24 protein-coding genes and 1 tRNA gene are annotated in these 26,061 nt (G+C 64.8%); 12 read left to right on the top strand and 13 right to left on the bottom strand.

Going from position 1 to position 26,061, the window contains the following annotated elements:
- Positions 1–7: 7 nt before the first annotated feature.
- The 4 genes from ACO2Q4_RS13045 to ACO2Q4_RS13030 form a co-directional block, all read right to left on the bottom strand.
- Positions 8–169 carry a hypothetical protein gene (locus ACO2Q4_RS13045; protein WP_311757383.1) on the bottom strand — a complete coding sequence of 54 codons (162 nt, stop codon included), beginning with the start codon at positions 167–169 and terminating at the stop codon, positions 8–10.
- A gap of 171 nt (positions 170–340) precedes the next feature.
- On the bottom strand, positions 341–547 hold the full coding sequence (locus ACO2Q4_RS13040) for a hypothetical protein (RefSeq protein WP_311757382.1): 207 nt from the start codon (positions 545–547) through the stop codon (positions 341–343).
- 72 nt (positions 548–619) lie between these two features.
- Complete coding sequence (locus ACO2Q4_RS13035; RefSeq protein ID WP_311757381.1) at positions 620–826, bottom strand: cold-shock protein; 207 nt, start codon at positions 824–826, stop codon at positions 620–622.
- A 183-nt stretch (positions 827–1,009) separates the two neighbouring features.
- A complete protein-coding gene (locus ACO2Q4_RS13030; RefSeq protein ID WP_311757380.1) occupies positions 1,010–1,468 on the bottom strand; it encodes a hypothetical protein in 459 nt (152 codons plus the stop codon).
- A gap of 124 nt (positions 1,469–1,592) precedes the next feature.
- Between ACO2Q4_RS13030 and rimO the strand changes: the two genes are divergently transcribed.
- From rimO to ACO2Q4_RS13005, 5 genes are all read left to right on the top strand, one after another.
- Complete coding sequence (rimO, locus tag ACO2Q4_RS13025; RefSeq protein ID WP_423319753.1) at positions 1,593–2,963, top strand: 30S ribosomal protein S12 methylthiotransferase RimO; 1,371 nt, start codon at positions 1,593–1,595, stop codon at positions 2,961–2,963.
- A gap of 319 nt (positions 2,964–3,282) precedes the next feature.
- Positions 3,283–4,044, top strand: coding sequence for a class I SAM-dependent methyltransferase (locus ACO2Q4_RS13020; protein ID WP_423319751.1), 762 nt, complete (start codon positions 3,283–3,285; stop codon positions 4,042–4,044).
- Positions 4,045–4,366: 322 nt separating this feature from the next.
- Entirely contained in the window at positions 4,367–5,224 is an 858-nt protein-coding gene (locus tag ACO2Q4_RS13015; protein WP_311757377.1) for a sulfotransferase family protein, read from the top strand.
- Between the two features lie 83 nt (positions 5,225–5,307).
- Positions 5,308–6,963, top strand: coding sequence for an energy-dependent translational throttle protein EttA (ettA, locus tag ACO2Q4_RS13010; protein ID WP_311757376.1), 1,656 nt, complete (start codon positions 5,308–5,310; stop codon positions 6,961–6,963).
- A 154-nt stretch (positions 6,964–7,117) separates the two neighbouring features.
- Entirely contained in the window at positions 7,118–8,857 is a 1,740-nt protein-coding gene (locus ACO2Q4_RS13005; protein ID WP_423319749.1) for a hypothetical protein, read from the top strand.
- A gap of 16 nt (positions 8,858–8,873) precedes the next feature.
- On the opposite strand, the gene ACO2Q4_RS13000 is transcribed toward ACO2Q4_RS13005, so the two are convergent.
- From ACO2Q4_RS13000 to lysM, 4 genes are all read right to left on the bottom strand, one after another.
- Positions 8,874–9,167: a hypothetical protein gene (locus tag ACO2Q4_RS13000; protein ID WP_423319747.1), complete on the bottom strand. Its 294-nt coding sequence runs from the start codon at positions 9,165–9,167 to the stop codon at positions 8,874–8,876.
- A complete protein-coding gene (locus tag ACO2Q4_RS12995) occupies positions 9,130–10,077 on the bottom strand; it encodes a hypothetical protein (RefSeq protein WP_423319745.1) in 948 nt (315 codons plus the stop codon). Before ACO2Q4_RS12995 ends, ACO2Q4_RS13000 begins: the two co-directional genes overlap by 38 nt.
- A 75-nt stretch (positions 10,078–10,152) precedes the next feature.
- Positions 10,153–12,039, bottom strand: coding sequence for an acyl-CoA synthetase (locus tag ACO2Q4_RS12990; protein ID WP_423319743.1), 1,887 nt, complete (start codon positions 12,037–12,039; stop codon positions 10,153–10,155).
- 121 nt (positions 12,040–12,160) lie between these two features.
- On the bottom strand, positions 12,161–12,676 hold the full coding sequence (lysM, locus tag ACO2Q4_RS12985; RefSeq protein WP_423319741.1) for a peptidoglycan-binding protein LysM: 516 nt from the start codon (positions 12,674–12,676) through the stop codon (positions 12,161–12,163).
- Between the two features lie 142 nt (positions 12,677–12,818).
- On the opposite strand from lysM, the gene ACO2Q4_RS12980 reads away from it, so the two are divergent.
- Positions 12,819–13,361, top strand: coding sequence for a CAP domain-containing protein (locus ACO2Q4_RS12980; RefSeq protein ID WP_423319739.1), 543 nt, complete (start codon positions 12,819–12,821; stop codon positions 13,359–13,361).
- Here the strand turns inward: ACO2Q4_RS12980 and ACO2Q4_RS12975 are convergent.
- From ACO2Q4_RS12975 to tsaD, 5 genes are read right to left on the bottom strand one after another with little or no spacing between them, the layout of a single operon-like run.
- Complete coding sequence (locus ACO2Q4_RS12975; protein WP_395130959.1) at positions 13,358–15,166, bottom strand: ABC transporter transmembrane domain-containing protein; 1,809 nt, start codon at positions 15,164–15,166, stop codon at positions 13,358–13,360. The two genes, ACO2Q4_RS12980 and ACO2Q4_RS12975, sit on opposite strands and share 4 nt — an antisense overlap.
- Before the next feature lie 47 nt (positions 15,167–15,213).
- Entirely contained in the window at positions 15,214–15,639 is a 426-nt protein-coding gene (locus ACO2Q4_RS12970) for an EVE domain-containing protein (RefSeq protein ID WP_311757805.1), read from the bottom strand.
- Positions 15,639–15,914 (bottom strand): YciI family protein, encoded by a 276-nt coding sequence (locus ACO2Q4_RS12965; protein WP_311757369.1) that lies wholly within the window; start codon positions 15,912–15,914, stop codon positions 15,639–15,641. Before ACO2Q4_RS12965 ends, ACO2Q4_RS12970 begins: the two co-directional genes overlap by 1 nt.
- Positions 15,911–16,855, bottom strand: coding sequence for an NAD(P)H-dependent glycerol-3-phosphate dehydrogenase (locus tag ACO2Q4_RS12960; protein ID WP_423319737.1), 945 nt, complete (start codon positions 16,853–16,855; stop codon positions 15,911–15,913). Before ACO2Q4_RS12960 ends, ACO2Q4_RS12965 begins: the two co-directional genes overlap by 4 nt.
- Entirely contained in the window at positions 16,852–17,922 is a 1,071-nt protein-coding gene (tsaD, locus tag ACO2Q4_RS12955) for a tRNA (adenosine(37)-N6)-threonylcarbamoyltransferase complex transferase subunit TsaD (RefSeq protein ID WP_423319914.1), read from the bottom strand. Before tsaD ends, ACO2Q4_RS12960 begins: the two co-directional genes overlap by 4 nt.
- 63 nt (positions 17,923–17,985) lie before the next feature.
- On the opposite strand from tsaD, the gene ACO2Q4_RS12950 reads away from it, so the two are divergent.
- From ACO2Q4_RS12950 to ACO2Q4_RS12925, 6 genes are all read left to right on the top strand, one after another.
- The gene (locus ACO2Q4_RS12950; protein WP_423319735.1) at positions 17,986–18,681 is read left to right on the top strand and encodes a uroporphyrinogen-III synthase; all 696 of its coding nucleotides are present in this window, start codon (positions 17,986–17,988) and stop codon (positions 18,679–18,681) included.
- Positions 18,682–18,774: 93 nt separating this feature from the next.
- Positions 18,775–20,274, top strand: coding sequence for a hypothetical protein (locus ACO2Q4_RS12945; RefSeq protein ID WP_423319733.1), 1,500 nt, complete (start codon positions 18,775–18,777; stop codon positions 20,272–20,274).
- Positions 20,275–20,284: 10 nt separating this feature from the next.
- Positions 20,285–22,045, top strand: coding sequence for a heme biosynthesis protein HemY (locus tag ACO2Q4_RS12940; protein WP_395130952.1), 1,761 nt, complete (start codon positions 20,285–20,287; stop codon positions 22,043–22,045).
- A gap of 54 nt (positions 22,046–22,099) precedes the next feature.
- Positions 22,100–22,175: transfer RNA gene (locus ACO2Q4_RS12935), tRNA-Thr, on the top strand.
- Positions 22,176–22,448: 273 nt separating this feature from the next.
- Complete coding sequence (locus ACO2Q4_RS12930) at positions 22,449–23,462, top strand: AAA family ATPase (RefSeq protein ID WP_423319731.1); 1,014 nt, start codon at positions 22,449–22,451, stop codon at positions 23,460–23,462.
- Positions 23,463–23,514: 52 nt separating this feature from the next.
- Positions 23,515–26,052 carry a S8 family peptidase gene (locus ACO2Q4_RS12925; RefSeq protein WP_423319729.1) on the top strand — a complete coding sequence of 846 codons (2,538 nt, stop codon included), beginning with the start codon at positions 23,515–23,517 and terminating at the stop codon, positions 26,050–26,052.
- The last annotated feature ends 9 nt before the right edge of the window (positions 26,053–26,061 follow it).

Genomic DNA, 26,061 nt, shown 5'->3' with positions numbered 1-26,061 from the left:
TTCGGGTTCAGGCCAGCGCTTGGGCCCGCATCGCCGGTTCGACCTCTCCGCGCAGCGGCGGGGTGGCTTCGGTTTGATGGTCCCGCTTTTCGCGGTACATGATCGCAAGGCGACGTTGCGCCTGCTGCTTGCGGGTGGCGTTTCTTCTGATGCTTTTCTTGCTCGACATTCCGGCCTTTCGTTGTTCGGAGTGGGTTTGATGGTGCAAAAGATCGCGGCTCCGCGCGGTCATCCGCCGCGGATCAGCAACCATTTCTGAATGGGGTATGAGCGCCCGGACTCGCCGCAGCCGTAATTTCCCAAGGAAAATGCGAATCAGGTGGCGGGTAGGTGCCTTGACCTAGGTTTCGGGGGCCTTGGTTGCGGGTGCGTGCGCATTGGCGCCTGCATCCCGTGCCATTCGCTCGGCGCGCAGCTTGGCCGTCAGCTCCTGGCGGCGTGCAGTCTGTTCGTCGATGATGTGCCGCGCCTCGGACGTGGTGCGATCCATTGCCGTCAGCGGGGCAGGGGAACGAAACAGTCCGTCGGTGCCTTTCCTCGAAGCCATGTGGTCCTCCTCCACAGGGTTGGCCCGGCCGGGATCGGCCGGAGCCTTTGTCATCGGCGTCGTGGCGCGGCCTTAGGCCAGCGCGAGATCGCGTGCCGACTGACGACCGTCACGGCCGGCTTCGACTTCGAAGGTCACAGCCTGACCGTCTTCGAGGTGACGGATGTTGGCGCGCTCAAGCGCCGAGATGTGGACGAACACGTCCTTGCCGCCGCTCTCGGGGGCGATGAAGCCGAAACCCTTGGTGGCGTTGAACCATTTCACGGTGCCCTTGGCCATCGTGTAGTCTCCTTATGTGTTTGTCGCCCGCAACATGCGGCGACCCGGCTCAGTCAGATCAAAACACAGACTGAAGCCACAAAGGAGACAGGGTGCAATGGAAATAACGTGGCTCGCGATAAATGGGGGGCGCAGCGTGGTTTTGCAACCCAAGACCGCGTGATTAATTCCAAGAATCTGGGGTCAGCTGCGGCAAAGTCGCGTTTGCGGGTCCAGCCGGACATATTCGCGGGCGCTGATCTTGTGCATTTTCAGCGAATGCTTCCACTCGGCGTTCCACTTTCGCAGGATGCCGTTGCGGTAATAGCGCGCCATCAGCTGGTCGACGACCGGGGGAATGATCTTGGTTCCGGGGATGCGCGGCGCGTGAAAGCCGACCGTCGCCTTGGGGCCAAGGCAGGCGTTCGGCATGGTGATGTACATCGTGCAGGCCGAGCGGCAGTAGCCGCGGATCTCGACCGGGCGGCCGCTGGCCGCCAGCTTCTCGCGGTGGTTCATGGTCTTGACCACGTTCCCGCCCTTGTCGTTCAGGATGACGATGGGTTTTCCGCGGCCGCTGCTTTGCGCCTCGGCGGTCAGCGGGGACAGCAGGGTCAGCAGAAGGGTCAGGCAGGCGAGGATCCGGGTCATGAACAGCAACATGTTGAACTTCTTCCTTACGCGATATGCCTCAGCCAACGCGCAAGGCGAAATGACGTTCCGGTGTGTGCGCGAACTGGCGCTTGCCGCTTAACAAGCAGCCCGCGCCGCACTATATGCCGCCATCATGAGCCAGAACCCGCCCCTGTTGCGCCCCGATCTAGCCCCCCGCCCGATCTTCGACACCACTCGAAGGGACGGGCAGCCCACGATTGGCATGGTCAGCCTTGGCTGTCCCAAGGCGCTGGTCGACAGCGAACGCATCCTGACGCGCCTGCGCGCCGAAGGCTACGCGATCAGCCCTGACTACAAGGGTGCAGGCGCGGTCATCGTCAACACCTGCGGTTTCCTCGATTCGGCCAAGGCGGAAAGCCTGCAGGCCATTGGCGAGGCGCTGGCCGAAAACGGCAAGGTCATCGTGACCGGTTGCCTTGGGGCAGAGCCCGAATACATCACCGGCGCGCATCCCTCGGTGCTGGCTGTGACGGGTCCGCAGCAATACGAACAGGTGCTGGATGCCGTCCATGGCGCGGTCCCGCCCAGCCCCGATCCGTTCATCGACCTGCTACCGGCCTCCGGCGTCAGCCTGACCCCGCGCCACTACAGCTATCTCAAGATTTCCGAGGGCTGCAACCACGCCTGCAAGTTTTGCATCATCCCCGACATGCGCGGCAAGCTGGTGTCGCGCCCGGCGCACGCGGTGATGCGCGAGGCCGAGAAGCTGGTCGAGGCCGGCGTGCGCGAATTGCTGGTGATCTCGCAGGATACCTCGGCCTATGGTCTCGACCGCAAATACGCGACCGAGCGCGGCCACCGCGCCCATATCACCGACCTCGCCCGCGATCTGGGCAGCCTTGGCGCATGGGTGCGCCTGCATTACGTCTATCCCTATCCGCATGTGCGCGACCTGATCCCGCTGATGGCCGAAGGGCTGGTGCTGCCTTATCTGGACATTCCCTTCCAGCACGCCCACCCGGACACGCTGAAGCGCATGGCGCGCCCCGCGGCGGCGGCGCGAACGCTGGACGAGATCGTGGCATGGCGCGCGGCCTGCCCGGACATCACCCTGCGTTCGACCTTCATCGTCGGCTATCCCGGCGAGACCGAGGCCGAGTTCCAGACGCTGCTCGATTGGCTGGACGAGGCGCAACTGGATCGCGTCGGCTGCTTCCAATACGAAAACGTCAAGGGTGCGCGGGCCAACGACCTGCCCGACCATGTGCCCGCCGAAGTCAAGCAGGACCGCTGGGACCGCTTCATGGAAAAGGCGCAGGCCGTTTCCGAGGCCAAGCTGGCCGCCAAGGTTGGCCACCGCATCGACGTGATCGTCGACAGCGTCGATGCCGAAGGCGCGACCTGCCGCACCAAGGCCGATGCCCCCGAAATCGACGGCAACCTGTTCATCGACGAGGGATTCGAGGATCTGACCCCCGGCGACATCGTCAGTGTGACCGTGGACGAGGCGGGCGAATACGATCTGTGGGGCCGGCTGGGCTGAGGGGTTCAGCGTCGCAGGGGAAATGCGGAGATTGCCGCTGATTGCTTCACCTGCACAAGGGTCCGTAACCACGGATCGCGGATCTGCGGCAGATGCCAAGACGGGCTGATTGCGGCGCGGCGCTGCATTCTGGCGGCCTATGGCTGATGATAATGTCCGCTCGTCGCCGCGGCCCGCAGTCTCATGGCTTGCGTTCCGCGCGTCAGACCCCGTCCATGACACTTCCCCCAATCAGCGCGCAAAGCGTTTCTTTCAGCTTTGCCAGGTGCGAATGGCGCTGCTACCCTGCCATACGAGTCGATTGATCAGGGAGGATCCTTTGGCCGTATTCGACGAGACGATGTCGCCTGACGACCACATGCTCACGGCCGATCTCGCCAGCTACATTCAGACCGCTCGACAGGGCTTGACCTGTGTCCTCGACGGCCTTGCTGCAGCAGGCCGTTCGCCTGAGAGTATTTCGACTGTCCTCGACTTCGGCTCAGGCTACGGTCGAATCTACAGGGCCCTTGCCGCCGGTTTCCCGCAGGCGCAACTCACTGCCTGCGATCTCATGGAGCCAGCAGCGCGCTTCTGTGCTGAAACATTCGGTGGCGACTGGGCCAGATCGAGCGAGGTCCTGGACGAGATCAGATTGCCGAGAACTTACGACCTGATCTGGCTTGGCTCCGTATTCACGCATTTGCCTGCGCATCGGTGGGTTAGCCTGTTGGATTTTCTTGCGCGCGCCACCAATGCCGGCGGTATCGTGATCTTCACCACCCACGGAGCCACAGCGATCGAACACATTGAGAACAGGATATTGGCGCGCAATCCTCATATGATCGCCGCTGAACGGTTCGCCGCAATGAAACGGACCCTCCAGCTGACAGGCTTCGATTTCATTCCCAACAAGCCTGCAGCAATCAGGCATCAGAATGATCGAGGCATCAAGGTAAGCGAAGGCGAGTACGGATTCTCGTTTGCTTCGGAGGAGTGGGTGGCGCGATTGGTTGACAGATTGCCGCCGTGGCGCCTTGTGAAATATGCCGCCCCGGGCTGGGGACGGAATCACGACGCTGCCACGATAGTTCGGGCTTGATATATGCGGCCTTAATCTTGCACGAGCAGACAAAAATTCGCTCCGCCCGCACAGACTTGGCGGTGTGATCGCTCAGCAATTCAGGCAAGATGGTCGAACGCCCGGTCCACTCCTTCAGCGTCGAACGGTGCAGATCGGCCTTCACGCGGGGAAATCTCGGACTGTCTGCAGTGAGGGCTCAAGCCTTCATCCCTCGCGCCCCCGCTGCCCGCCCGGCTCGTGACAGACCGGCTCGTGACAGAATAGCGGACAGTCCGACCTTTCCCCCTGCGTCCAGCTGTCCTAACACTGTCCCGCGAGAAGCAGGACAAAGGCCAAACGCATGAACTGGAACCCGAACGGCAAACCCCGCAAACCGGATTTCCTGGGCATCGGCGCGCAGAAGGCCGGCACGACCTGGCTGTCCCAGATGCTGGGGCAGCGTCCCGATGTCTGGACTCCGCCCTTCAAGGAGGTGCAGTTCTTCAATCATCGCTATGTCGAAGAACATCGCAAATGGCTGCCCTGGCATTACAAGCGCGCCAAGATGAGCATTCAGAAGCGTTGGACCGCCAAGGGAGAGGATGTGCCGCCCGAAGTCCAGCGATACCTGAACCGTGTCACGCGTGAGCCGATGTTCACCAACCACTGGTACAAGACCGTATTCTCGCCTGCGCCCGATGATGCGCGGATCATGGACGTGACGCCGGAATATTCGACCCTGCCCGCCGAAGGGGTCGAGTTTGTTGCGAAATTCCTGCCGGAGGCGAAGTTCATCTATATCATCCGCCATCCGGTGGATCGCGCGATCTCGCAGCTGAAGATGAACCTGACCCGCGGCAAGCGCACCCCCGCCTCGGTCGAGGAATGGCTGGCCGAGGTTGAAAACCCGGTGCTGATGGATCGCGGCGATTACCTGAACTATGTCCCGCGTTGGAATGCGCATTTTGGACCCGACCGGCTGCTTTACATGCCTTTTGGCCTGATCGCGCGCGATCCGCTGACCTTCCTGCGCCGGGTCGAGTCGTTCCTGGGGCTGCCACCCCACGACTATAACGACATGGGGCGCAAGGTCTTTGCCTCGGCGCAGGGGCTATCGGTTCCGGATCAGGCGCGCGCCCGCCTGCGCGAGAAGCTGGAGCCGCAATTCACCTTCCTTGACGAGGCCTTCGGCAAGGACTTCACGGCACAGTTCCGCTAGCGCGCCCAGCACTTTCCCTTTCGCGGCGTCTGCACTAAAAAGCGGGCCAAACCCAAGCGGATTCATTTGAACGAGGAAAGAGCATGGCCTCCTACCAGTATGTCTATCACATGGACGGGGTGTCCAAGACCTATCCCGGCGGCAAGAAGGTATTCGAGAACATCCACCTGAACTTCCTGCCCGGCGTCAAGATCGGCGTCGTGGGCGTAAACGGTGCGGGTAAGTCCACCCTGCTGAAGGTCATGGCAGGCATGGACAAGGATTTTCAGGGTGAGGCCTGGGCTGCCAAAGGCGCCAAGGTCGGCTACCTGTCGCAGGAACCCTATCTGGACCCTGCGCTGAACGTGCGCGCCAACGTGATGGAAGGCGTCGCCGCCAAGCAGGCGAAGCTCGACCGCTATAACGAACTGGCGATGAACTATTCGGACGAGACCGCCGATGAAATGGCGCGTCTGCAGGACGAGATCGACGCCGAGAATCTGTGGGATCTGGACAACCAGGTCGATATCGCCATGGAGGCCCTGCGCTGCCCGCCGGACGATGCCGATGTCGAGACCCTGTCGGGTGGTGAACGTCGCCGCGTCGCGCTGTGCAAGCTGCTGCTGGAAGCGCCGGACATGCTGCTGCTCGACGAACCGACCAACCACCTGGACGCCGAGACCATCGCCTGGCTGCAAAAGCACCTGATCGAATACAAGGGCACGATCCTGACCGTGACCCACGACCGCTACTTCCTCGACGACATCACGACCTGGATCCTCGAGCTGGAACGCGGCCGCGGCATCCCGCATGAAGGCAACTATTCCAGCTGGCTGGACGCAAAAGCCAAGCGCATCGCCCAAGAGGCACGCGAGGACAAGTCCAAGCAAAAGGCCATGGAGAAAGAACTGGAATGGATCCGTGCCGGTGCGAAAGCCCGTCAGGCGAAATCCAAGGCCCGTATCGCCGCCTATAACAAGATGGCCGATGAATCGGTCAAGGAATTGGTCGGCACCGCCCAGATCGTCATTCCGCACGGCCCGCGCCTTGGCAACAAGGTCATCGAGGTCGAGGGCCTGAAAAAGCACATGGGCGACAAGCAACTGATCGAGAACCTCTCGTTCAGCCTGCCGCCGGGTGGCATCATCGGCGTGATCGGCCCGAACGGCGCCGGTAAATCGACGCTGTTCAAGATGCTGGTCGGGCAGGAGCAGCCCGATGAAGGCACCGTCACCATCGGCGATACCGTCAAGCTGTCCTTCGTCGATCAGTCGCGCGACAGCCTCGACCCGAACAAGACCGTCTGGGAGGAAATCTCGGGCGGTGCCGAGATGATCGAACTGGGCGATGCACAGGTCTCCAGCCGCAACTATGTCGGCTCGTTCAACTTCAAGGGCGGCGACCAGCAGAAGAAAGTCGGCCTGCTTTCGGGTGGTGAACGCAACCGCGTCCACATGGCCAAGTTGCTGAAATCGGGCGGCAACGTGCTGCTGCTCGACGAACCGACCAACGATCTGGACGTGGAAACGCTGCAGGCGCTGGAAGCGGCGATCGAGAACTTTGCCGGCTGCGCGATCATCATCTCGCACGACCGCTTCTTCCTCGACCGTCTGTGCACGCATATCCTTGCCTTCGAGGGCGACGCCCATGTCGAATATTTCGAAGGCAACTTCGAGGATTACGAGAAAGACAAGATCCGCCGCCTCGGCCCGGATTCGGTCGAACCCAAGCGCGTGAAATACAAGAAATTCACCCGCTGATCCCCAGCCTTTGCAGGCGATGACATCGGGGGCAGGGCCGCAGGGCCTTGCCCCTTATTTCATACCCGCGACCACTCTCCCCACGGTTATTCGGCTTTCCATGTGAAACAACCATAGGTAGCATTCACCGATGGCATATCCACGGGGAGGCGACATGGATACGGACAGATATTCGGACCTGAAACACGACACCAAGCTCGTGATCTGGGATCTAGACGAGACCTTCTGGCAGGGCACGCTGTCCGAGGGCGGGATCACGCCGGTTGCCGCCCATCTGGCCATGATCCGCAAACTGGTCGAACGCGGCATCATGTGTTCCATCTGTTCGAAGAACGACTTCGCCACGGCACGCGACAAGCTGCAGGAACTGGGCGTCTGGGATCTGTTCGTCTTTCCTCATATCGACTGGACGCCCAAGGGCGCGGCGATCAAGTCCATGCTGGAGCGCATGGGACTCCGGGCAGAGAACACGGTCTTTCTGGACGACAACCACCTGAACCTTGAAGAGGTGCGGTACTTTTGCCCCGGCATTGCCTGCGTCGATGCCAAGGGGACGACCGACGGATCGGCCCCGGACCTGACGGGTTTGCTGGACCTGCCGCAATGCCAGGGCAAGGACGATCACAAGCTGACCCGGCTGGACCAGTACCGGATGATGGAAACGCGCGAGGCTGACCAGCAGACCGGCGGCCTTTCCAACGAGGAATTCCTGCGCCAGTCCGGGATCGAACTGAAGATCATCACCGACCTTGACGGGCACATGGACCGGGTCGTCGAACTGATCAACCGCACTAACCAGCTGAACTTCACCAAGCAGCGCGTCCATGACGCCGCCCAGCGGGCCGAGCTGGAGGAACTGCTGCGCGTCCCCGGCGTCCATGCCGGTCTGGTCCATGTCCGCGACCGCTATGGCGATTACGGCATCGTCGGTTTCTTCTGTGTGCGGGTCCGCTTCAGCGGCACCACGGTCCATCATTTCGCCTTTTCCTGCCGCACCCTGAACATGGGAGTCGAGCAATGGGTGTGGCGCCATCTGGGCCAGCCGGAATTCACGGTCGTGCCGCCGGTCGCGAACGGCCTGGACACCCCGGCCCAGGTCGACTGGATTCGCTCCGTGACCGAATTCGGCCAGTCACCCAAGGCGGGTTCGGATCGCAGCCTGATCCTTGTGGGGGGCTGCGACCTGCAGCAGGTCTCGTTCTATTGCGGCGCTCGCCGGATCGAGTTCGTGAACAAGCAGGACGACCAGGGCGTGATCGTGCGCTATGACGATGCGGGCTTCCTGCTGAACCCCCGCGACAGGACGCTGGACCGCAACTGGGTCATGCAGAACGTCGCTGGCCACAGCCTGCGTGATCTGCTTGACGCGGATGCGGGTTTCGCCGCGTCGGATGTCATCATCCTGTCGATGTTCTTTTCCTTCTGCACGCAGAACCTGTTCACCCATGAGGGCGAGAACCAGCCCGACCGCTATCTGGTGACCGTGCCGCCAAAGCGCCTTGCCGCGCTGACGCGCGATCCGCAGAATTCGATCCGGATGCTGCGCGCGATGCGGCATCTGCGGCTGACGCTGGAGCAGAGGGTGGACCTGATGCGCGCGGCCTTTGCGCGGGTTCATGCGCTGAAGCGGCCGGATGCGCGGATGTTCCTGATCGGTGTCTCGACGACGGGGGAACAGGCGCAGCGCACGGCCGAGGACCGGCAGGCGTTCAACCGGCTTTGCCGCGAATTCTGCATCATCCATGCCGGGGCCGAGTTCGTCGATATCGACGCGGTGGTTCCGGCGGGCGAATTCGTCGACAGCGATCACTATACCCGCACAGGATACTTCAAGATCGCCGAGCGGATCAATGCGGTCAGCGACCAGGCCCAGGACGTGCGGCAGGCCGGCTGACCCGCCGCCGAACTTGTTACAGCCCGCCGCGCGCGGCGGGCTGCCAAGGCAAATCGGCAGGAATGCCCAGGGTTTCTTGCAGGCGGAAAGCTGTCCAGATCGGCGGTTCTCCCGGCTCGTTCGGGACAGCGGGGGCGGGTGCCGCCTCCGCAGCAGCCGGGGGCAGGCGGATCTGATCCTTTGGCTTCGGCAAAGCGTTGACACCCTGACGCGGGTTCTGGCCCTTGCCTTGACCCTGACCCCGCTTGCGGGGTTGCAGGGGCAGCAAGCCGTCATGTGCTGCACGCTGGCGGATGCTGCGCGCCAGCATGTCGCTGCCCGGCCCCTCCAGCACCGCCAGAAGCTGCGGGATCAGCGAAGTGCGCTTCTTCTCGATGATGCGGTTCGCCAACCCGTTGATGAACCAGGGCAGCGCGCCCCTGACGCAAAGTGTGAAAGAAGCGCGCCGGAGTCAGTTCGTCCGTGACAGCCTGCCGCATCACCGTCGACAGGATGCCCGCCTTGCGCAGGAACATCGCGGATTTATGCCCGGCATAGCGCGCAGGCAGGGGAACGACATTTTCGCCCCGGAAGCGATCGACATGGCGGCGGTCGGCCTCGAACAGCGGGTCATAGACCAGCCAGACCCGACGCGCGGCGCGGCATTCCTCTACTGCATCCACGAAATCACCGCTCCAATCCGCCTTGCGTCCGCTGGAAAAGCGCGGTTCCCAGGGCACAAGTGACTTGCTGAGCGTCGATTGCGGCGAAAAGGCGATCACGTCGCAGCCCGGCACCAGTGAGGCGAAGGCGCAGGCCGCGTATCCGCCCATCGAGGTGCCGGTCAGGACGACGCGCTTGAAGCGGCGGAACAGACCGGCTTCGGCCAGCCGGCGCATCTCGGCAAACAGGGCCTCATCCCGGAACCAGCTGGGACGAAAGGCCAGCACGCCAAGCTGCGACCAGCCGTTGCGGGCGACGAAACCATAGCCCCAGGGGTCGCGGTCCATCGCCTGATCGCGGGCCGAGGAAAGATTGTCGAAGCTGACGACGAGATGATCGCTGCCGCGCTCGGCCAGGACAATCGCATGGTCGCCCAGCGACTGATAGAACCCCCTGCCAGAGCTTTGGCGGAAGTCGACCAGCCATTGCGGAGCGCGATTTTGGGTCGGGGCTTCGGCCAGTTCCTCTTCCAGAACCGCGTCGCCCCTGTCGTCCTGCGCCTCGAACCTGATCCGCACCGATATCCTCCCGAAACTCTGTTCCGGAAGGCTAGCATCGGGCAGGTCGGCATTGCAACCTGTGGTTGTGCAATATCAGGCCAGATCCCAAGGCAGGGTGAACTGGCCCAAGCATTCGGCGACGACCGCGTCCTCGACCTGTGACTTGCGGACCAGCTTGGCAACCAGACCGCGCTTCTTGTCCTCGACGACCTCGGCAACCTCGACGGGAATGCCCGCCTTGGCCAGTGCGGCGGTCAGCACGCGCTGGATCGCCAGTTTGCGCAGGTCCGGCTTGAAGATCTTGCCGACGGCGGTCTTGGGAAGCTCGGTCATGATCTCGATATGCTTCGGGATCGCCGCACGCTCGTGGATATGGTCGCGCGCGTGCCGGGTCAGCTCGTCGATGCTGACCACCGCGCCCGGCACCAGCTCGACATAGGCGCAGGGCAGTTCCCCGGCAAAGCTGTCGGGTTGTCCGATGGCGCCGACAAAGGCGACCTTGGGATGGGACAGCAGCGCATCCTCGATCATCGCGGGATCGATGTTGTGGCCGCCACGGATGATCAGATCCTTGGCCCGCCCGGTGATCCACAGGTAACCGTCGCTGTCCAGCCGCCCCAGATCGCCCGTGCGCAGGAAACGGTTTTCGGCGAACAGTTCGTGGTTCTTGTCCGGCTCGGTATATGTCGAACCTTCAAAGACGCCGGGGCTGGCGATGCAGATTTCGCCGATCTCGTCCGTGGCGCATTCGTGATAGCCGTCGGGCGTGCGCCGCAGGATGCGGACATGGGTATAGGGCAAGGGCAGTCCGACCGACCCCACCTTCTTCATCCCGTTGATCGGGTTGCAGGACACCAGGCAGGTCGCCTCGGTCAGGCCGTAGCCTTCCGAAATCTCGACTCCGGTTGCGGCTTTGAAGCGGTTGTAAAGCTCGATCGGCAGGGGGGCCGAGCCCGAAATCGCGGTCTTCAGAGACGAGACATCCGCGTCGACCGGCCGGTTCATCAGTGCCGAGATCGCGGTCGGGACGGTGATCAGGAACGTCGCCTCCCACCGCTCGATCAGCTTCCAGAAATTCGCGAAGACACCTTCGCCGCGATAACCGGCCGGGGTTGGCATCACCAGTTGCGCGCCCGATGCGACGCAGGACATCAGCACCGGATAGGCGGCAAAGACGTGGAACATCGGCAGGGGGCACATCAGCACATCCTGTTCGTTGAACAGAAGCGTCGAGCCGAGCCAGCCGTTATAGATCATCCCTGACTGCTTGTGCTGCGCGACCTTGGGCGTGCCGGTGGTGCCGCCGGTATGGAAATAGGCCGAGACGCGGTCGCCCTCGGGTTCCTCGAAATTCAGGCGGTTATGGCGTTGCGCGCTGGTCGCGGCCTCGAAGTCCAGGTATTTCGCGCTGTTCGTGATGTTCAGCTTGGGCCGCAGGAACGGGATCGCCAGGCGCTTCACGCCACCCAGATAGCTGCGAAGATCGACCTGCAGCACGGTCTTGACGTTCGGGGCCAGCGCAACGGCATCGGCGGCCTTCTGGGCCACATCCGATTTCGGAAAGGGCTTCAGCGTCACCAGCACCTTGGCCCCGGTCTCGCGCAGGATGCCGGCGATCTGTTCGGCATCCAGCAGCGGATTGATCGGGTTCACGATACCCGCCGTTGCCGCGGCAAGCAGGATCACCGGGGTCTCGACCGCGTTCGGCAGCAGATAGGCCACGACATCGTTCGGCCCGATTCCCAACGAGCGGAACAAATTCGCGGTCTCGGTCACGCGGCCGTGCAGGTCGTTCCAGGTCAGGGTGCGGGACTTGGACTTGGGGTCGGACAGAAGCTGGAAGCTGATCGCGGGTCGGTCGGGATAAAGCTCACGGGTCCGGCTGAGCATCTGATAGACCGAGTTCGGCAGATCCTTTTGCTCATACGGCATTTCGGCCTCGACCGCATTGCGGTCTGCGGCAGTTGCGAAATTGGCCATGTCTGTTCCTCCAGCCTTCCGTCGGGGCCTCCCGTAGAAGCAAGACAATGGGCCATAAAGCATAATCCGGGCAAGGGTCGAGCCCCGCCCGGATGAACCGCAACGCAGCGTCAGTGACGGGTTAACCCTGCGGAATCCGAAGCGTCTGTCCGGGATAGATCTTGTCCGGATCGGTCAGCATGGGCTTGTTCGCCTCGAAGATCTCGGGATAGCGGCCGGCCTTGCCAAGGTAATGGGCCGCGATCTGGGACAGGGTCTCGCCCTTCTTGACGGTGTGAAAGACCGGGGGCTTGGCTGCCGTCCCGCCCGCGGCGACGGGCGCCTCGGCCAGTTCGACATGGGCGATGCCCTTGATGTTGCCAAGTGCGACGATCAGCTTCTCCAGCGTTTCCTGGTCGCGGGCCTGGCCCTTGATGATGACCGTATCGCCGCCGCGCAGGGTCAAATGGACATCCTTGGCCGTCAGCCCCAGATCGGCCAGTTCCTTCTTCAGCGCAGCGACCTTGCGGTCGGTATCGCTGTCCTGCGCCGCAGCAGCCGGGGCCGCCGCGGGGGCAGTCTTGGGCGCTTCGGCCGCCTGCGCCTCGGAGCCGAAGATCGACTTGCCAGCGTCCTTCACGAAATCCCAGATAGCCATAGTCCACCCTTTCCGCGTTGATGCAGCACGAAAACGCCAATCTCCCCCGACGGTTCCTTGGACCTGCCGTCTCGGCGGGGAACCGGGGTCCGGGACGGACGGTTTCCCTGCCGACGGGGCTGCAAGGGGTGGGTGAATGCGAATGCCGGGCTATCAAGGGCGGGTGGCGCTGACGATGGTGCTGCTCCTGCCGCTTGCCTGCACCCAGACCGCCGGGACGATCAGCTATCACGCGCCGGGCTATCCCGACGTGCAGGCCAGTGCGCCGGGCAGGGCCGAGTGTCGGGCGACCTCATCGGAGCAGAATGCTGCCGCTGCCGCCCGCACCAATGCCACGCGCCGCGCGCATGGCTTGCCCGCGCTGCGCTCTGACCCAAGGCTGGCGCGCGCCGCCGCCGCGCAGGCCTGCGACATGGCCCGCCGCGGGACGATGACCCACAGCGGCAGCCACAGTTCCGGTCCGATGCAGCGGGCCAAGGCGCAGGGCTATGCGCCCCGCATCGCGGCCGAGAACATCGCCGCCGGTCCCTATGACCTGACGGGGGTGCTGTCGGTCTGGGCTGGGTCGCGCGGGCATGTCGACAATATCCTGATCCCGCAATTGCAGGATTTCGGCATCGGCAGCGCGGTCGGTGCGGACGGGCGGACCGTGTTCTGGTCCGCCGTCTATGCCGCGCCGCGCTAGACGGGGCGGTCGTCGGTTTCCGCCAAGGCCTGCCCGTCGGTGAATTGCAGTCGTGCGAGCCGGGCGTAAAGTCCGCCCTGTGCCACCAGCTCGTCATGGCGGCCCTGCGCGACGATCCGGCCGTGATCCAGTACGACGATCCGGTCGGCCTTCTTCACGGTCGCCAGCCGGTGGGCGACGATGATCGTGGTCCGGCTGCGCGCCAGTTCGTCCACCGCCTGCTGCACCACACGTTCCGATTCCGCGTCAAGCGCGCTCGTCGCCTCGTCCAGAAGCAGGATCGGCGCGTCGCGCAGGATGGCGCGGGCGATGGCGATGCGTTGCCTTTGCCCGCCAGACAGCATCACCCCGCGCTCTCCGACATAGCTCTCATAGCCTTCGGGCAGGGCCGACAGGAAATCATGGGCATGGGCTGCGCGGGCTGCGGCCTCGACCTCGGCATCCGTGGCCGAGGGGCGACCGAAACGGATGTTTTCGCGGGCCGTGGTGGCAAAGATGACCGGATCCTGCGGGACCAGCGCGATATCGCGGCGGAAATCGGCGCGCGTCATGGTGGCAAGGTCGATTCCGTCGATGCTGACCGTGCCCGAAGCCGGATCCCAGAACCGCAGAAGAAGCTGGACGATAGTCGTCTTGCCCGCCCCAGAGGGACCGACCAGCGCCACCGTCTCGCCCGGATGGATGTCCAGCGTCACGCCCTCCAGCGCCGAGACGCCGGGGCGCGAGGGGTAATGGAAGCTGACATCGCTGAAGCGGATCGCGCCTTGCGCCGGGCGGGGCAGGGGGACCGGATCGGTGGGATCGGTCAGCGGGTCTTCGGCGGTCAGCAGCTCGGTCAGGCGTTCGGCCGCGCCGGCGGCGCGTTGCAATTCGCCCCAGATTTCAGACAGCGCGCCAGTGGCCCCGGCGACCAGCACCGCATAGATCACGAACTGCACCAGTTCGCCCGCCGTCATCACGTCGTTGCGCACGTCGCGCGCGCCGATCCACAAGACGCCCAGCACGCCCGAAAAGATCAGGAAGATCACGATCACCGTCATCAACGTGCGCGTGCGGATCCGGCGCAGCGCTGAATCAAGCGAACTTTCCGTGACTTCGCGGAAGCGCAGCCGGGTGGGCCCTTCCTGGGTGAAGGCCTGGACGGTTTGTGCGGCCAGAAGGCTTTCAGAGGCCGCGCCCGAGCTTTTGGCGATCAGGTCCTGGTTTTCGCGCGACATGACCCGCAGGCGGCGACCCAGCACGACGATCGGGACCACGACCAGCGGCACCAGCAGCAGGACCAGCCCCGACAGCTTGACCGAGGTCCAGGCCAGCATGACCATCCCGCCCGCAAGGATCAGCAGGTTGCGCAGCGCGATCGACACGGACGAGCCGATCACCGACTGGATCAGCGTCGTATCGGTGGTGATGCGGCTGATGATCTCGCCGGTCAGCACGCGTTCATAGAATGCGGGGCTAAGACCGATGACGCGGTCGAACACGGCCTCGCGGATATCGGCCACGACCCGTTCGCCCAGACGCGTCACCAGATAATAGCGCAGCCCCGTCCCCAGCGCGAGCAGCGCCACGATCGCCAGCGCCGCCCCGAAATACTGGTCCAGCAGGCGCGCGCCTGCATCGAAGCCGTCCACGACCCGGCGCACTGCCAGCGGCAGCACCAGGCTGATCCCGGCGGTTACGGCCAGCGCGACCAGCGCCGCCGCCATGAGCCAGCGATAGGGGCGCACGAAGGGCCACAGCGCGCGAAGCGCGCCCATGCGCTTCGTGGTCGGGCGGTCGGCGATGATTTGGGGGCCGCGTGCCATTCTTCCTCCTCGGCCGGGTTGCAATGCCCCGGCCGGCGTCTGTCAGGTCAAACCGGGTCGGTTCCGCCCGCAAGTTCCAGGATCACCTTCCATTCGGCATCCGAGACCGGCTGCACGGAAAGGCGCGAATTGTTGACCAGGACCATCTCGGCCAGCCGCGGCTCGGCCTTGGCTTCGTCAAGCGAGATGGGACGCTTCACGCGGGCGACGGCCTTGATGTCCACGCATTCCCACTTGGGATCCTCGGCGGTCGAGTCTGGATGGGCCAGCGCCACCACCTCGCAGATGCCGACGACCTCCTTGCCGATGTTCGAGTGATAGAAGAAGCCGCGTTCGCCGATCTTCATGGCGCGCATGTTGTTGCGCGCCTGATAGTTGCGCACGCCGTCCCACTGTTCGCCCTTGTCGCCCTTGGCGATCAGGTCGTCCAGGCTGAAGACATCCGGTTCAGACTTGAACAGCCAATACGCCATCAGCCCAGCACCCGTTTCCATTCCGTCACCTCGACCGAGGCGAAAAGCCCGGCAAGATTATAGGGATCCTGCGCCGCCCAGGCCTTGGCCGCGTCCAGATCGTCGGCTTCGACAATCAGAAGCGAGCCTACGGGCGAGCCGTTCTCGACAAAGGGGCCTGCCAGCAGCCAGCCATTGTGCTCGCGCGCATAGGCCAGGTGGCTTTCGCGCGTGTCCATGCGCGTTTGCAGGTGGCCGGGCTTGTCACGGCAGATCACGGCGAAAAGGGGCATCATTCCTCCTTCAGGGGACGGTTCAGCAAGATGTCGAGCGCATGTTCCATGGCGACGCGGCCCTCGGCAAGACCCGCGACCAGCCCGGAGACGGGAAGCTCTACCCCCAGCCGGGGGGCCAATGCGGCGACGGCGCGGGCGGTCGCCGCGCCCTCGACCGTGGTGCCGGGGGCAAAGTCGCGGCCCGCGCCCAAGGCGAGGCCATAGCGGAAATTGCGCGATTGTTCCGAGGTGCAGGTCAGCACCAGATCGCCCAGCCCCGACAGGCCGGACAGGGTTTCCGGGCGCGCGCCAAGCGCGGTCGCAAGGCGGACCATCTCGGCGAAGCCGCGGGTGATGATGCTGGCGCGTGCGCTGTCGCCATATCCCGCGCCGATGGCTGCGCCCGCCGCGATGGCGATGACGTTCTTCAGCGCACCGCCCAGTTCGGCACCGGTCACGTCGCTGGTCCGGTAAAGCCGCAGGCTGGGAGTCGACAACTGGCGCTGCAGGCTTTCGGCGGCCGAGGCGTCGTCGCAGGCCAGCGTCAGCGCGGTGGGCAGGCCGCGCGCGATGTCGGCCGCGAAGCTCGGGCCGGTCAGGACGGCGCGGGTGGCGGCGGGACAGGTGGCCGCGATCAGCGCCGAAGGTCCGGTCAGCGTGCCAAGATCGATGCCCTTGGCGCAGCTGACCAGATTGCGGCCATCCAGCCGCGCGGCATGTTCGGCCAGGAACCCGCCCAATACCTGCGCGGGCAGGGCCAGCAGGACAGTTTCCGCAAGCGCGACGTCCAGATCGCCGGTCAGGGTGATGTCATCCGGCAGGCGGACGCCCGGCAGGCGTGGATTCTCGCGCGTTGGGGCCCAGTCCATTCCGCGCGCCCAAAGCGAGACCGGAACCTTGGCCGACAAGGTGACGGCCAGCGCCGTGCCAAAGGCGCCCGCGCCGATGATGCTGACGGTCATGCCTTGGCCCCGCGCTTGCCCGCACCCAGCATCGGCGCGGCCTTCTGGTCCAGAGGCCAACGCGGGCGCGCGGCCAGGTCCATGCCGTCGCGATGACCGTTCCTGAAGGCCTCGATCCCGGCCCATGCGATCATCGCGGCATTGTCCGTGCAAAGCCGCAGCGGCGGCGCGACGAAGGTGACGCCCGCGCGCGCCGCGACGTCCTGCAGCGCGGCGCGCAGGACGCTGTTCGCGGCCACGCCACCGGCGACGGCAAGAACCGGGGCGGGTGATGCTTCAAGTGCGCGGCGGGTCTTTTCGGCCAGCACGTCCGCGACTGCCGCCTGAAAGCCTGCGCAGATATCGGCGCGGTCCTGTTCATGCAGCCCCCCCTGCGCCGCGACCAGCGTGTCGCGTTGGCGCAGCACGGCGGTCTTCAGCCCCGAAAAGCTGAGATCGCAGCCCGGCCGGTCCAGCAGCGGGCGGGGAAAGGCAAAGCGGCGGGGATCGCCGGTCAGCGCGGCACGCTCGACCTCGGGGCCGCCGGGCTGGGGCAGGCCCAGAAGCTTCGCGACCTTGTCGAATGCCTCGCCCGGCGCATCGTCGATGGTGCCGCCAAGCCGGGTGAATTCCTCGGGGCCGCTGACCGACAGGAACAGGCAATGCCCGCCCGAGACCAGCAGCATAAGATAGGGATAGGAGATCTTGTCCGTCAGGCGCGGGGTCAGCGCGTGGCCCGCAAGGTGGTTGACCCCGACCAGCGGCAACCCGGTTCCCGCCGACAGGCCCTTGGCCAGCATGACCCCCGACAGGACGCCGCCGATCAGCCCCGGCCCAGCGGTCACGGCGATCCCGTCAAGGTCGCCAAGCCCCAATCCCGACCGGGCCAGCGCTTCCTCGACACAGCCATCCAGTTTCTCGGCATGGGCGCGGGCCGCGATTTCGGGAACGACGCCCCCGAAATCGGCATGCAACGCCGTCTGGCCAGCGACGACCGAGGCAAGGATGGTCCCATCCTCGCGCACCACGGCGGCGGCCGTGTCATCGCAACTGCTCTCGATGCCCAGAAAGGTCAGTGACATGCTTATCCTTGTTCCCGCTCGCCCAAGCGCCTAGGCATGATCAACTAGCACCTGACCGGCGCGATTGCCATGCCACCGACCGTTTTGCTGACCCGCCCGCAAGAGTCGTCGCGACGTTTCGCGGCGGAGATGGCCGCCCTTGGGCTGCCTGTCCTTGTCTCTCCGATCATCGAGATCGTGCCGCTTGCCCATGACGACGACGCGATCCGGGCCGCGCGCGGGCTTGTCCTGACCTCGGCCCATGCGGTTCCCGCCGCGGGCGAAGGGCAGGGACGGCCCGCGATCTGCGTCGGCCCGGCCACGGCTGAGGCCGCCCGCCGCGCGGGCTTCGATGTGACCGAGGGACCCGGAGACGCCGCGCGCATGATGCCCTTGCTGCGCGATCTGGGCGCGGGCTGGCTGCACCTGCATGGCCGCCACGTCGCCCGCGTCCTGCCGGTGCCGGGGATCGAGGTCTATGACCAGCAGGCCCGGCCGCTTTCCGCCGAAGCGCGCGAACTGTTGTCTGGCGCAGGGCCGGTGATCCTGCCACTCTTCTCGCCGCGCTCTGCCGCCCTACTGGGGGCGGCGGTCGCCGGGGCAGGGGCGCCATTGTGGCTGGCTGCGATCAGTCCCGCCGCCCGTGCCGCCTGGACCGGGCCCATCGCCCGCGAGGCGGTCGCGGCGGACCCGGACGCCCCCGGCGTGCGGCGTGCCGTCGCAGCCTTGCTGGCGGCGGAATATTCCGACCAACGGCGGGTTGAGGCGCCGTCGGGCCGGGACTAGACTGCCCGGAATGGCCCGATGGGCCGTGCCGGGGAACGGAAAAATGGCGGTGCCTTTGACCTGCATCGGGCCAAGCGCCGAAGTAAACGGGGAATGACAGTGAACGAGCCAGAACAAAAGCCCAGCGACACGCCCGCGACCCCCGGAAAGGGCAAGAAGAAACCCGTCTCGGGTGCGGTTCTGGAAAGCCGTCCGGTCGTGACGGATACCACGGCAGAAACCGCGAAGACCGACCCGAAACCTCAGGTCGAATCGTCCCTGGTCGGCAAGCCCGGCGCGGTTGAGCCCGCCACGAAGCGCCCCGAGCCCGTGAAGGCCGCCACGGTGACCGATCCCGTCAAGGCGGTGCCTGCGGCCAAGATCGACGAGGCTGGCAAAAAGCCGGATGCCGCCACGCCCGCGACCCCGACGCCCTTCGGCACCACCAGCGATACGCTTCCGCGCAGCCAGCCCCTCTCCGAGACGAAGCCCGAGACGAAACCCGAGCCGCGGGTCGAAACCCGTGTCGAGATCCGCCGTGCCGGGTTCTTCCCGCTGTTCCTGGGCGGCATCGTCGCGGCCGGGCTTGGTGCCGCCGCGACTTATTGGGCGATCCCGAACCTTCCGCCGTCGCTGCGCCCGGGGGGCGAGGTCGTCGATCCCGCCGCCCAGATCGAGGCCGCGCGTCAGGCCGGTGCAGATGCCGCTCGCGGCGAGATCCAGGCCCAGGTCGAAACGCTGGCCGACCGCTCGGCCCAGGCCGGGGCAGATGCCGCCCGGCAGGCCCTTGCCGATGCCGCGCCTCCGCAACCGGCCGAACTGCCTGCGCAGGTGACCGACAGGATCGCCTCGCTGGAAACTGCGCTGGCCGAACTGGCGAACCGTCCGGCTGCGCCTGCACCTGCTGCCTCCGGTGGCGAAACCGCCCCCGCGGCCCCGGTTGCCGTCACTCCCGTCGCGCCGCCCGGCGTCTCGCAAGAGGCGCTGGATGCGCTGGCCGCCCGCGTCAGCGAACAGCAGGCTCGGATCGACGAACTGGCCGCCCGGCCCGTGGTCGACCCCGCCACCGCCGAGCAGGTCCAGACCCTGGCCCGCCAGACCGAGGAATTGCAGAAAAGCACCGCCGACGCGAACCGCCGCGCGCAGGCCGCAACCGCCGCGACCGCGCTTCAGACCGCGATCGAGACCAAGGGCCCGCGCGAACAGGCGCTTGCCGATCTGTCCGCCGCCGGCATCCAGGTGCCCGCCGTGCTGACCGGGGACGTGCCCAGCCTTGACGAGCTGCGCTCGGGCTTTGCCGTCAGTGCCCGCGACGGGCTGCGCGCCTCGCTTGAGGCGGGGGCAGGGGCGACCGGGCCGATGCAGGCCATCGGGAACTTCCTGCGCGTCCAAACCGGTGCGCGCTCGATCGAGCCGCGCGACGGCAACGATCCCGACGCGATCCTGTCGCGTGCCAATGCCGCCGTCGAGGCGGGCGACATAAACAAGGCGCTCGCCCAGATCGGCGCCCTGCCGCAAGAGGGACAGCAGGCGATGTCGGTCTGGACCGGTCGCGCCCGCGTCTGGGTCGAAGCCAATGCCGCGCTGGCCGAACTGGCCGCGGGTAGCAGGTAAGGGACCCGCCATGTTGCTTTCTGCTCTGAAAATCCTGATTTTCTTCGCGGTCGTTCTGGCCGTGACCCTGGGTGCCGTCCAGCTGGCCGAAACCGGCCACGGGCTGCGCATGGTCTATGGCGGGACGGAATACGTGCTCGGCCCGGTCCAGGCGCTGATCGGCCTGATCCTGCTGTTCCTGTTGGGCTGGCTTGTGGTCAAGCTGGTCGGGTTCGCGCTGGCCTTTGTCCGCTTCCTGATGGGCGACGAAACCGCGATCAACCGCTATTTCGCCCGCTCGCGCGAGCGCAAGGGTTATGAGGCCCTGTCCGAAGGGATGCTCGCCGTCGCCTCGGGCGAGGGGCGGTTGGCGCAGGACAAGGCCCACAAGGCGGCCAAGTTCCTGAAAAAGCCGCATCTGACCGATCTTCTGGCTGCCCAGGCCGCCGAAGTCGCGGGCGATTCGCGCAAGGCGGGCGAGATCTATCGCCGGCTGCTGTCCGATGACCGGACCCGCTTCGTCGGCATCCGCGGGCTGATGCGCCAGAAGCTGGACGAGGGCGATACCGCCACCGCGCTGAAACTGGCCGAAAAGGCCTATGCGCTGAAACCCAGGCATACCGAGGTGCAGGACACGCTGCTGCAGCTTCAGACCCGGCAGGGCGACTGGAAGGGCGCGCGCGGCGTTCTGAAGGACAAGCGCAAGCAGGGTCAGCTGCCGCAGGACGTCCATATCCGCCGCGATGCGGTGCTTGCCCTGAAAGAGGCGTCCGAGGTTCTGGCCGAGGGCAATTCCATCAGCGCGCGCGAGGCCGCGATTTCCGCCAACCGCGCCAGCCCGGACCTGATCCCGGCGGCGGTGCTCGCGGCGCGCAGCTATATCGCGCAGAACGATTTCCGCAACGCGACGCGCGTCCTGCAAAAGACCTGGAGCGTGCGGCCCCATCCCTCGATTGCGGCGACCTATGCCGAGATCGTCCCGGACGAGACTCCGGCCGCGCGCCTGCGCCGGTTCGAGGATCTGATCTCGAAGAACCCCGACAACGAGGAATCCCGCCTTCTCCGCGCCGAGCTGCTGCTTGCCGCCGAGGATTTCCCGGGTGCCCGTCGGGCGCTTGGCGACCTTGCCCAGAAGCACCCGACCGTGCGGTCGTTGTCGATCCTGGCGGCGGTCGAACGGGGCGAGGGCGCGGACGATTCCGTCGTGCGCGGCATTCTAGCCAAGGCGATGGTGTCCAGCCGCGGCCCGCAATGGGTCTGTGACAAGTGCCACAACGTCATGTCCGACTGGGCCCCGGTCTGTGACAGCTGCGGCGGCTTCGACACGCTGACCTGGCGCGAGCCGGACAGCGCGACCGCCTCGGCCGGGCTGGTGCGCAACAGCGTCGAGCTGCTGCCGCTGCTGGTGGGTTCGCCCTCGACGCCGCGCGAGAACGGCAAGGACGCGGCCGACGCGCCCGCCAAGCCGATGGAAAGCGCGCCGCGTGACAGCTCTGCCGTCCCGGTCCCGCCCGAACCGGTGGCCAAGACCGAGGTGGCCGATGTCGCGCCGGGCATGGTGCCGCGCGAATCGGATTACCGCCGTGTCACGCCCGTCAGCAGTCAGTCCGAACCCGCGATGACCGTGACGGACCCCGAACCGGAGGTTCCGCCCGCTGCGATCATTCCCCCCGCGTCCCGGCCCGCCACGGGCACCGCGCGCGCCGTCGCGGGCGATCTGGACGTGCTGCCGGTGCGCCCCGATGTCGAGCCGCCGGAAGATGATCCGCGGGTCATGGGGAAAAAGTACTGATCCCCCCTTTTCGCCCGCGCCGGAACCTGCTATCCGGCGCGGCACAAAGGAAGTGCCGGTGTAGCTCAGCTGGTAGAGCACGTCATTCGTAATGATGGGGTCGGGGGTTCGAGTCCCTTCACCGGCACCACTATCCAGCGAAAACCCACGCAACTTCAAGCGGTTGCGTGGGTTTCTCTTTGCTTAATCCACCTTTTCGTCCACCTTTTGGCGTCAGCTTGGCTGTACGTGGGTAGTGGATATTGGCTGTGACGCTGCAGATTCGGTGCGTTATTGTTACTTGCGCCGAACGTCATTCCACGTGGCACGTTCGGCGGTGGTCGTGTAAGTGAATTGCAACTGGTTGCACGCGAAGACTAACAGTGAAGTGGGGCGTTAGCTTAAGCGCCGAAGGGAGGCGAGCATGATGACGACCCGGCAGATTCTCGCCCTTCTTAATTCGCACATTGAGGGCGACGAAGATCAGTTTCTTTCGGTGGCATTGCAGATCGCGGCACAGCAGGCTCGTGAGGGGAAACCCGATGACGCGGAGAAGCTGAAGCGCCTCGTGCAGAAGGCCCGCGACCAGCGCCGCCTTGGGGCTCCGGCGGGCGGGCAGACCCCGATTCCGATGGCCCGACCGCGCGGCGAGCTTCAGGGGCTTGTCGAAAGCACCTATCCCAAAACCACCTTGGCGAGCATGGTGCTGGCGGATGATGTGCGAAACCGTCTGGCTCGTGTCGTGCGACAGCAGCAGGAGCGTGCCACGCTTCGGGACTTCGGACAAAAGCCCGCGACCCATCTCCTTCTTGTCGGGCCACCGGGCACAGGCAAGACCATGACGGCCTCGGCGTTGGCCGGGGAACTCCGACTCCCCTTGTTCACTGTCCGGCTGGAATCCCTGTTCAGCCGTTACTTTGGCGAGACGGCCGCAAAAATGCGTGTTCTGTTCGATCAGATCGCGCAGACCCGGGGCGTTTATCTTCTGGACGAATTCGACGCCATCGGTGCGCGCCGAGGCGACCCGAATGATGTGGGCGAAATCCGCCGGGTGCTGAACTCGGTGCTGGCCTTCATGGAGGAGCCTAACTCCACGGATAGCCTTGTGCTGGCTGCGACAAACCACGTCGAAATTCTGGACGGGGCGCTGGCGAGACGTTTCGATGAGGTTGTCGAATATCTGCTGCCTGATCCGGTGGCCGCGCGCAAAATCATCGAAAAGCGGCTCGGCAAGTTCAAGTTGAACACTCGGTCATGGTCCGCTTTGGCTCCGGCGCTTGCGGGATTGAGTCCGGGTGAGCTGGTCCGGGCGGCGGATTCCGTGGTAAAAGACGCAATTATTGACGGTGCGACAAAGATTTCGGCTGACGTGCTGCGCGCCGCTCTGCATGATCGCCAGACGTTCAAAGGCAAGTTTCGGAAGGGCTCCGATCTGTAGCTTGCCCGTAGAGCGTGAGTGATTGGGCTATTGAATAGCAGAGCAGGGTCTGATGGCGGAGCAAGGTGATTTCGGTGCGCGCAAGCATGTTCATATCTCATTCGATGTGTTTCGGGATGGGATCGCCTATTCCTACCCACGGCGGAAAATAGATCCCAAGCCGCTCCGGGATGATTATGCGGCGCATTCAAAAGCTCTTCTCGATCAACTGACCATAGCCCTCGGGGATATTCCCATTGCCGGGCAAGATGTCCGCTTGCCTGTGGAGGGGCTGAAAGCTGGTGTCATCGTCGAAGTGGGCACCATGCCGCCGGTGGAGGGCGGTCGTGTCCAAGCCGTGAAGTTGCCGAAAGGGTTGGAGTTCCCTACGCAGGACGTGTTTGTGCTGCGGTCGGAGCGGCGTGACGACCGCACGGAAAGCGCGCTCCTCTTTGTGCCGGATGACGCCCGCGCCTTTTTGCAAGAGCGCATTCGCTCGTATGGGCAACCACGGGGCAATCAACCTCCGGCAGACGTGGAAAAGTTCGAGCGGGTGGAAACCATCCGTGCCGCCGAGGTCCATGCCCTGTTTGTCGGCAGTGTCGATTTCGCGTCCCCTGAACCCCTGTGGTGGGAGCTTTGGGTCCGGCATGACGGCAGAATCGCGGCAGGGGTCGCGGCGGCGGCGCGGCTGGCGGCGCTCGACGTTCACGAAGACCGGCTCCTCTTTCCCGACACCACGGTGCTTTTCGTTCACGCCTCGGCCGAAGGAATTACCGGGTTCGTCGGGCGTATCCCGGGGGCCGTGACAGAGATCAGGAAGGCAACGGGGACGATTGAACCATTCATCGACCGGGGCGCGACGGGTTTGGGACCGCAGGATTGGACCTCAGATCTTGCTAAGCGCATCGTTCCGCCGCCGCCGGACGCCAACGCGGTCTGCGCTTTGGACACGGGTGTTGCAGCGCAACACCCGCTCATCGCACCTGCCTTGCGTGGGGCTTGGGCCTATGATGCGGCATGGGGTGCAGACGATCACCACCCCCATGGCGGGCACGGCACGCCACTTGCCGGGTTGGCGCTTTACGGCGATCTTGAGCCCCTGATGAACGACACGCGGCAGGTGCAGCTTACCCATACCGTCGAGTCCATGAAGCTGCTGCCGCCAAGGGGCTTTCCGAAGACAAAGCCGCCGAGCTATGGCGTCGTGACCGAAGGTGCGATTGCGCTGGTGGAGGCAGAGAGGCCGAACGTGCGCCGCGCGTTTTGCCTTGCCAACTCGGCCTGTGATTTTCCGCCGGGAAGGCCGTCCAGTTGGAGCGGCGCATTGGATCAGATCGCGTCGGGCTCAATGCCCGGCGATCAGGCAGAAGGTGTTCCGGCGGCCGAGCGGCCTAAACGGCTGATGGTCGTGGCGACCGGCAACATGCCGGGAGGGAAGCTCGACCATGTCCGGCTTTCGCATCCTCTCGAAGACCCGTCACAAAGCTGGAACGCGCTCACCATCGGCGGTTTCACCCGCAAGGAGACGCCGCCCGCGAATCCGCCGGGGTTGAAGCCGGTCGTACCCGCAAACCACCGCAGCCCGTTCAGCTTGGGTTCACAGACGCTTTCGTCCGACCTCACTCCGATCAAGCCCGAGGTGCTGTTCGAGGCAGGCAATATGATTGCCAACGCTGCCGGGGATTGCGGATGGGAGCCGTCGGTTTCCCTTCTCGCTCCGGGTTCCAATGTCCTGCATGAGCCGCTTGTGCCGTTCTGTGCCACCAGCGCGGCGGCGGGGATGGCGGGGCACTTCGTGGGCGCGCTGCAGGCCGCATTGCCTGACCTTTGGCCTGAGACGCACAGGGCACTTGCTGTTGACTCTGCGCATTGGCCCGAACCGATACGCAAGCGGCTGATCGGCACCGGACAGCATTGGAAGACCGGGACCAAAGCCGCGAAGCAAGCGATCCTGCGAGAAGTCGGATACGGTGTTCCCGATCTTCAACGCGCCATAAACTCGGCAAGCAATGACGTGACGCTGATCGCACAGGCCCCAATTCAGCCCTTCGTGACCGGCGAAAGCGGCGGGCCGGTCTTCAACGAGATGCACTTCTATGACCTGCCGTGGCCCAAGGCGGCGCTCGAAAAGATAGAAAACGGAATTGTCACCATGAAAGTGACGCTTTCCTACTTCGTCGAGCCGAACCTGTCGGGCCGCGCGGCGACCCGTCCCGAGACCTATCGCTCCTTCGGTCTCCGGTTCGCAATGAAAAAGCGATCCGACACAAAGGAGCAGTTCAAACGCCGGGTTTCAGGCCAGCAGGAGAAAGATACTTCCGGGCCGCAGCAGGAAGGCGACTACTGGCTCCTCGGTTCGAATGCTGCTCAGGCGGGGTCCCTACACTGTGACTTATGGCGCGGGCGGGCAATTGACCTCGCGCTACATGATGCCGTCGGGGTTTATCCTGTTACTGGCTGGTGGAAGACCCATCCCGGTCAGAAGAGATTCAATGACAAGGGGCGATATGCGCTTGTCATTTCAATTTCTGCGCCTGATCAAGATGTTGATCTCTACGCCGAGATTAAGAGTGCCGTAGAGGTGCGGGAAATCATGGCGACATTATAAAAAAGAGCA

Origin of the sequence: Paracoccus sp. KR1-242 (assembly GCF_049446195.1) — a bacterium.
Taxonomy (GTDB): domain Bacteria; phylum Pseudomonadota; class Alphaproteobacteria; order Rhodobacterales; family Rhodobacteraceae; genus Paracoccus; species Paracoccus broussonetiae.
This window is presented reverse-complemented; position numbering and strand designations above follow the sequence as displayed.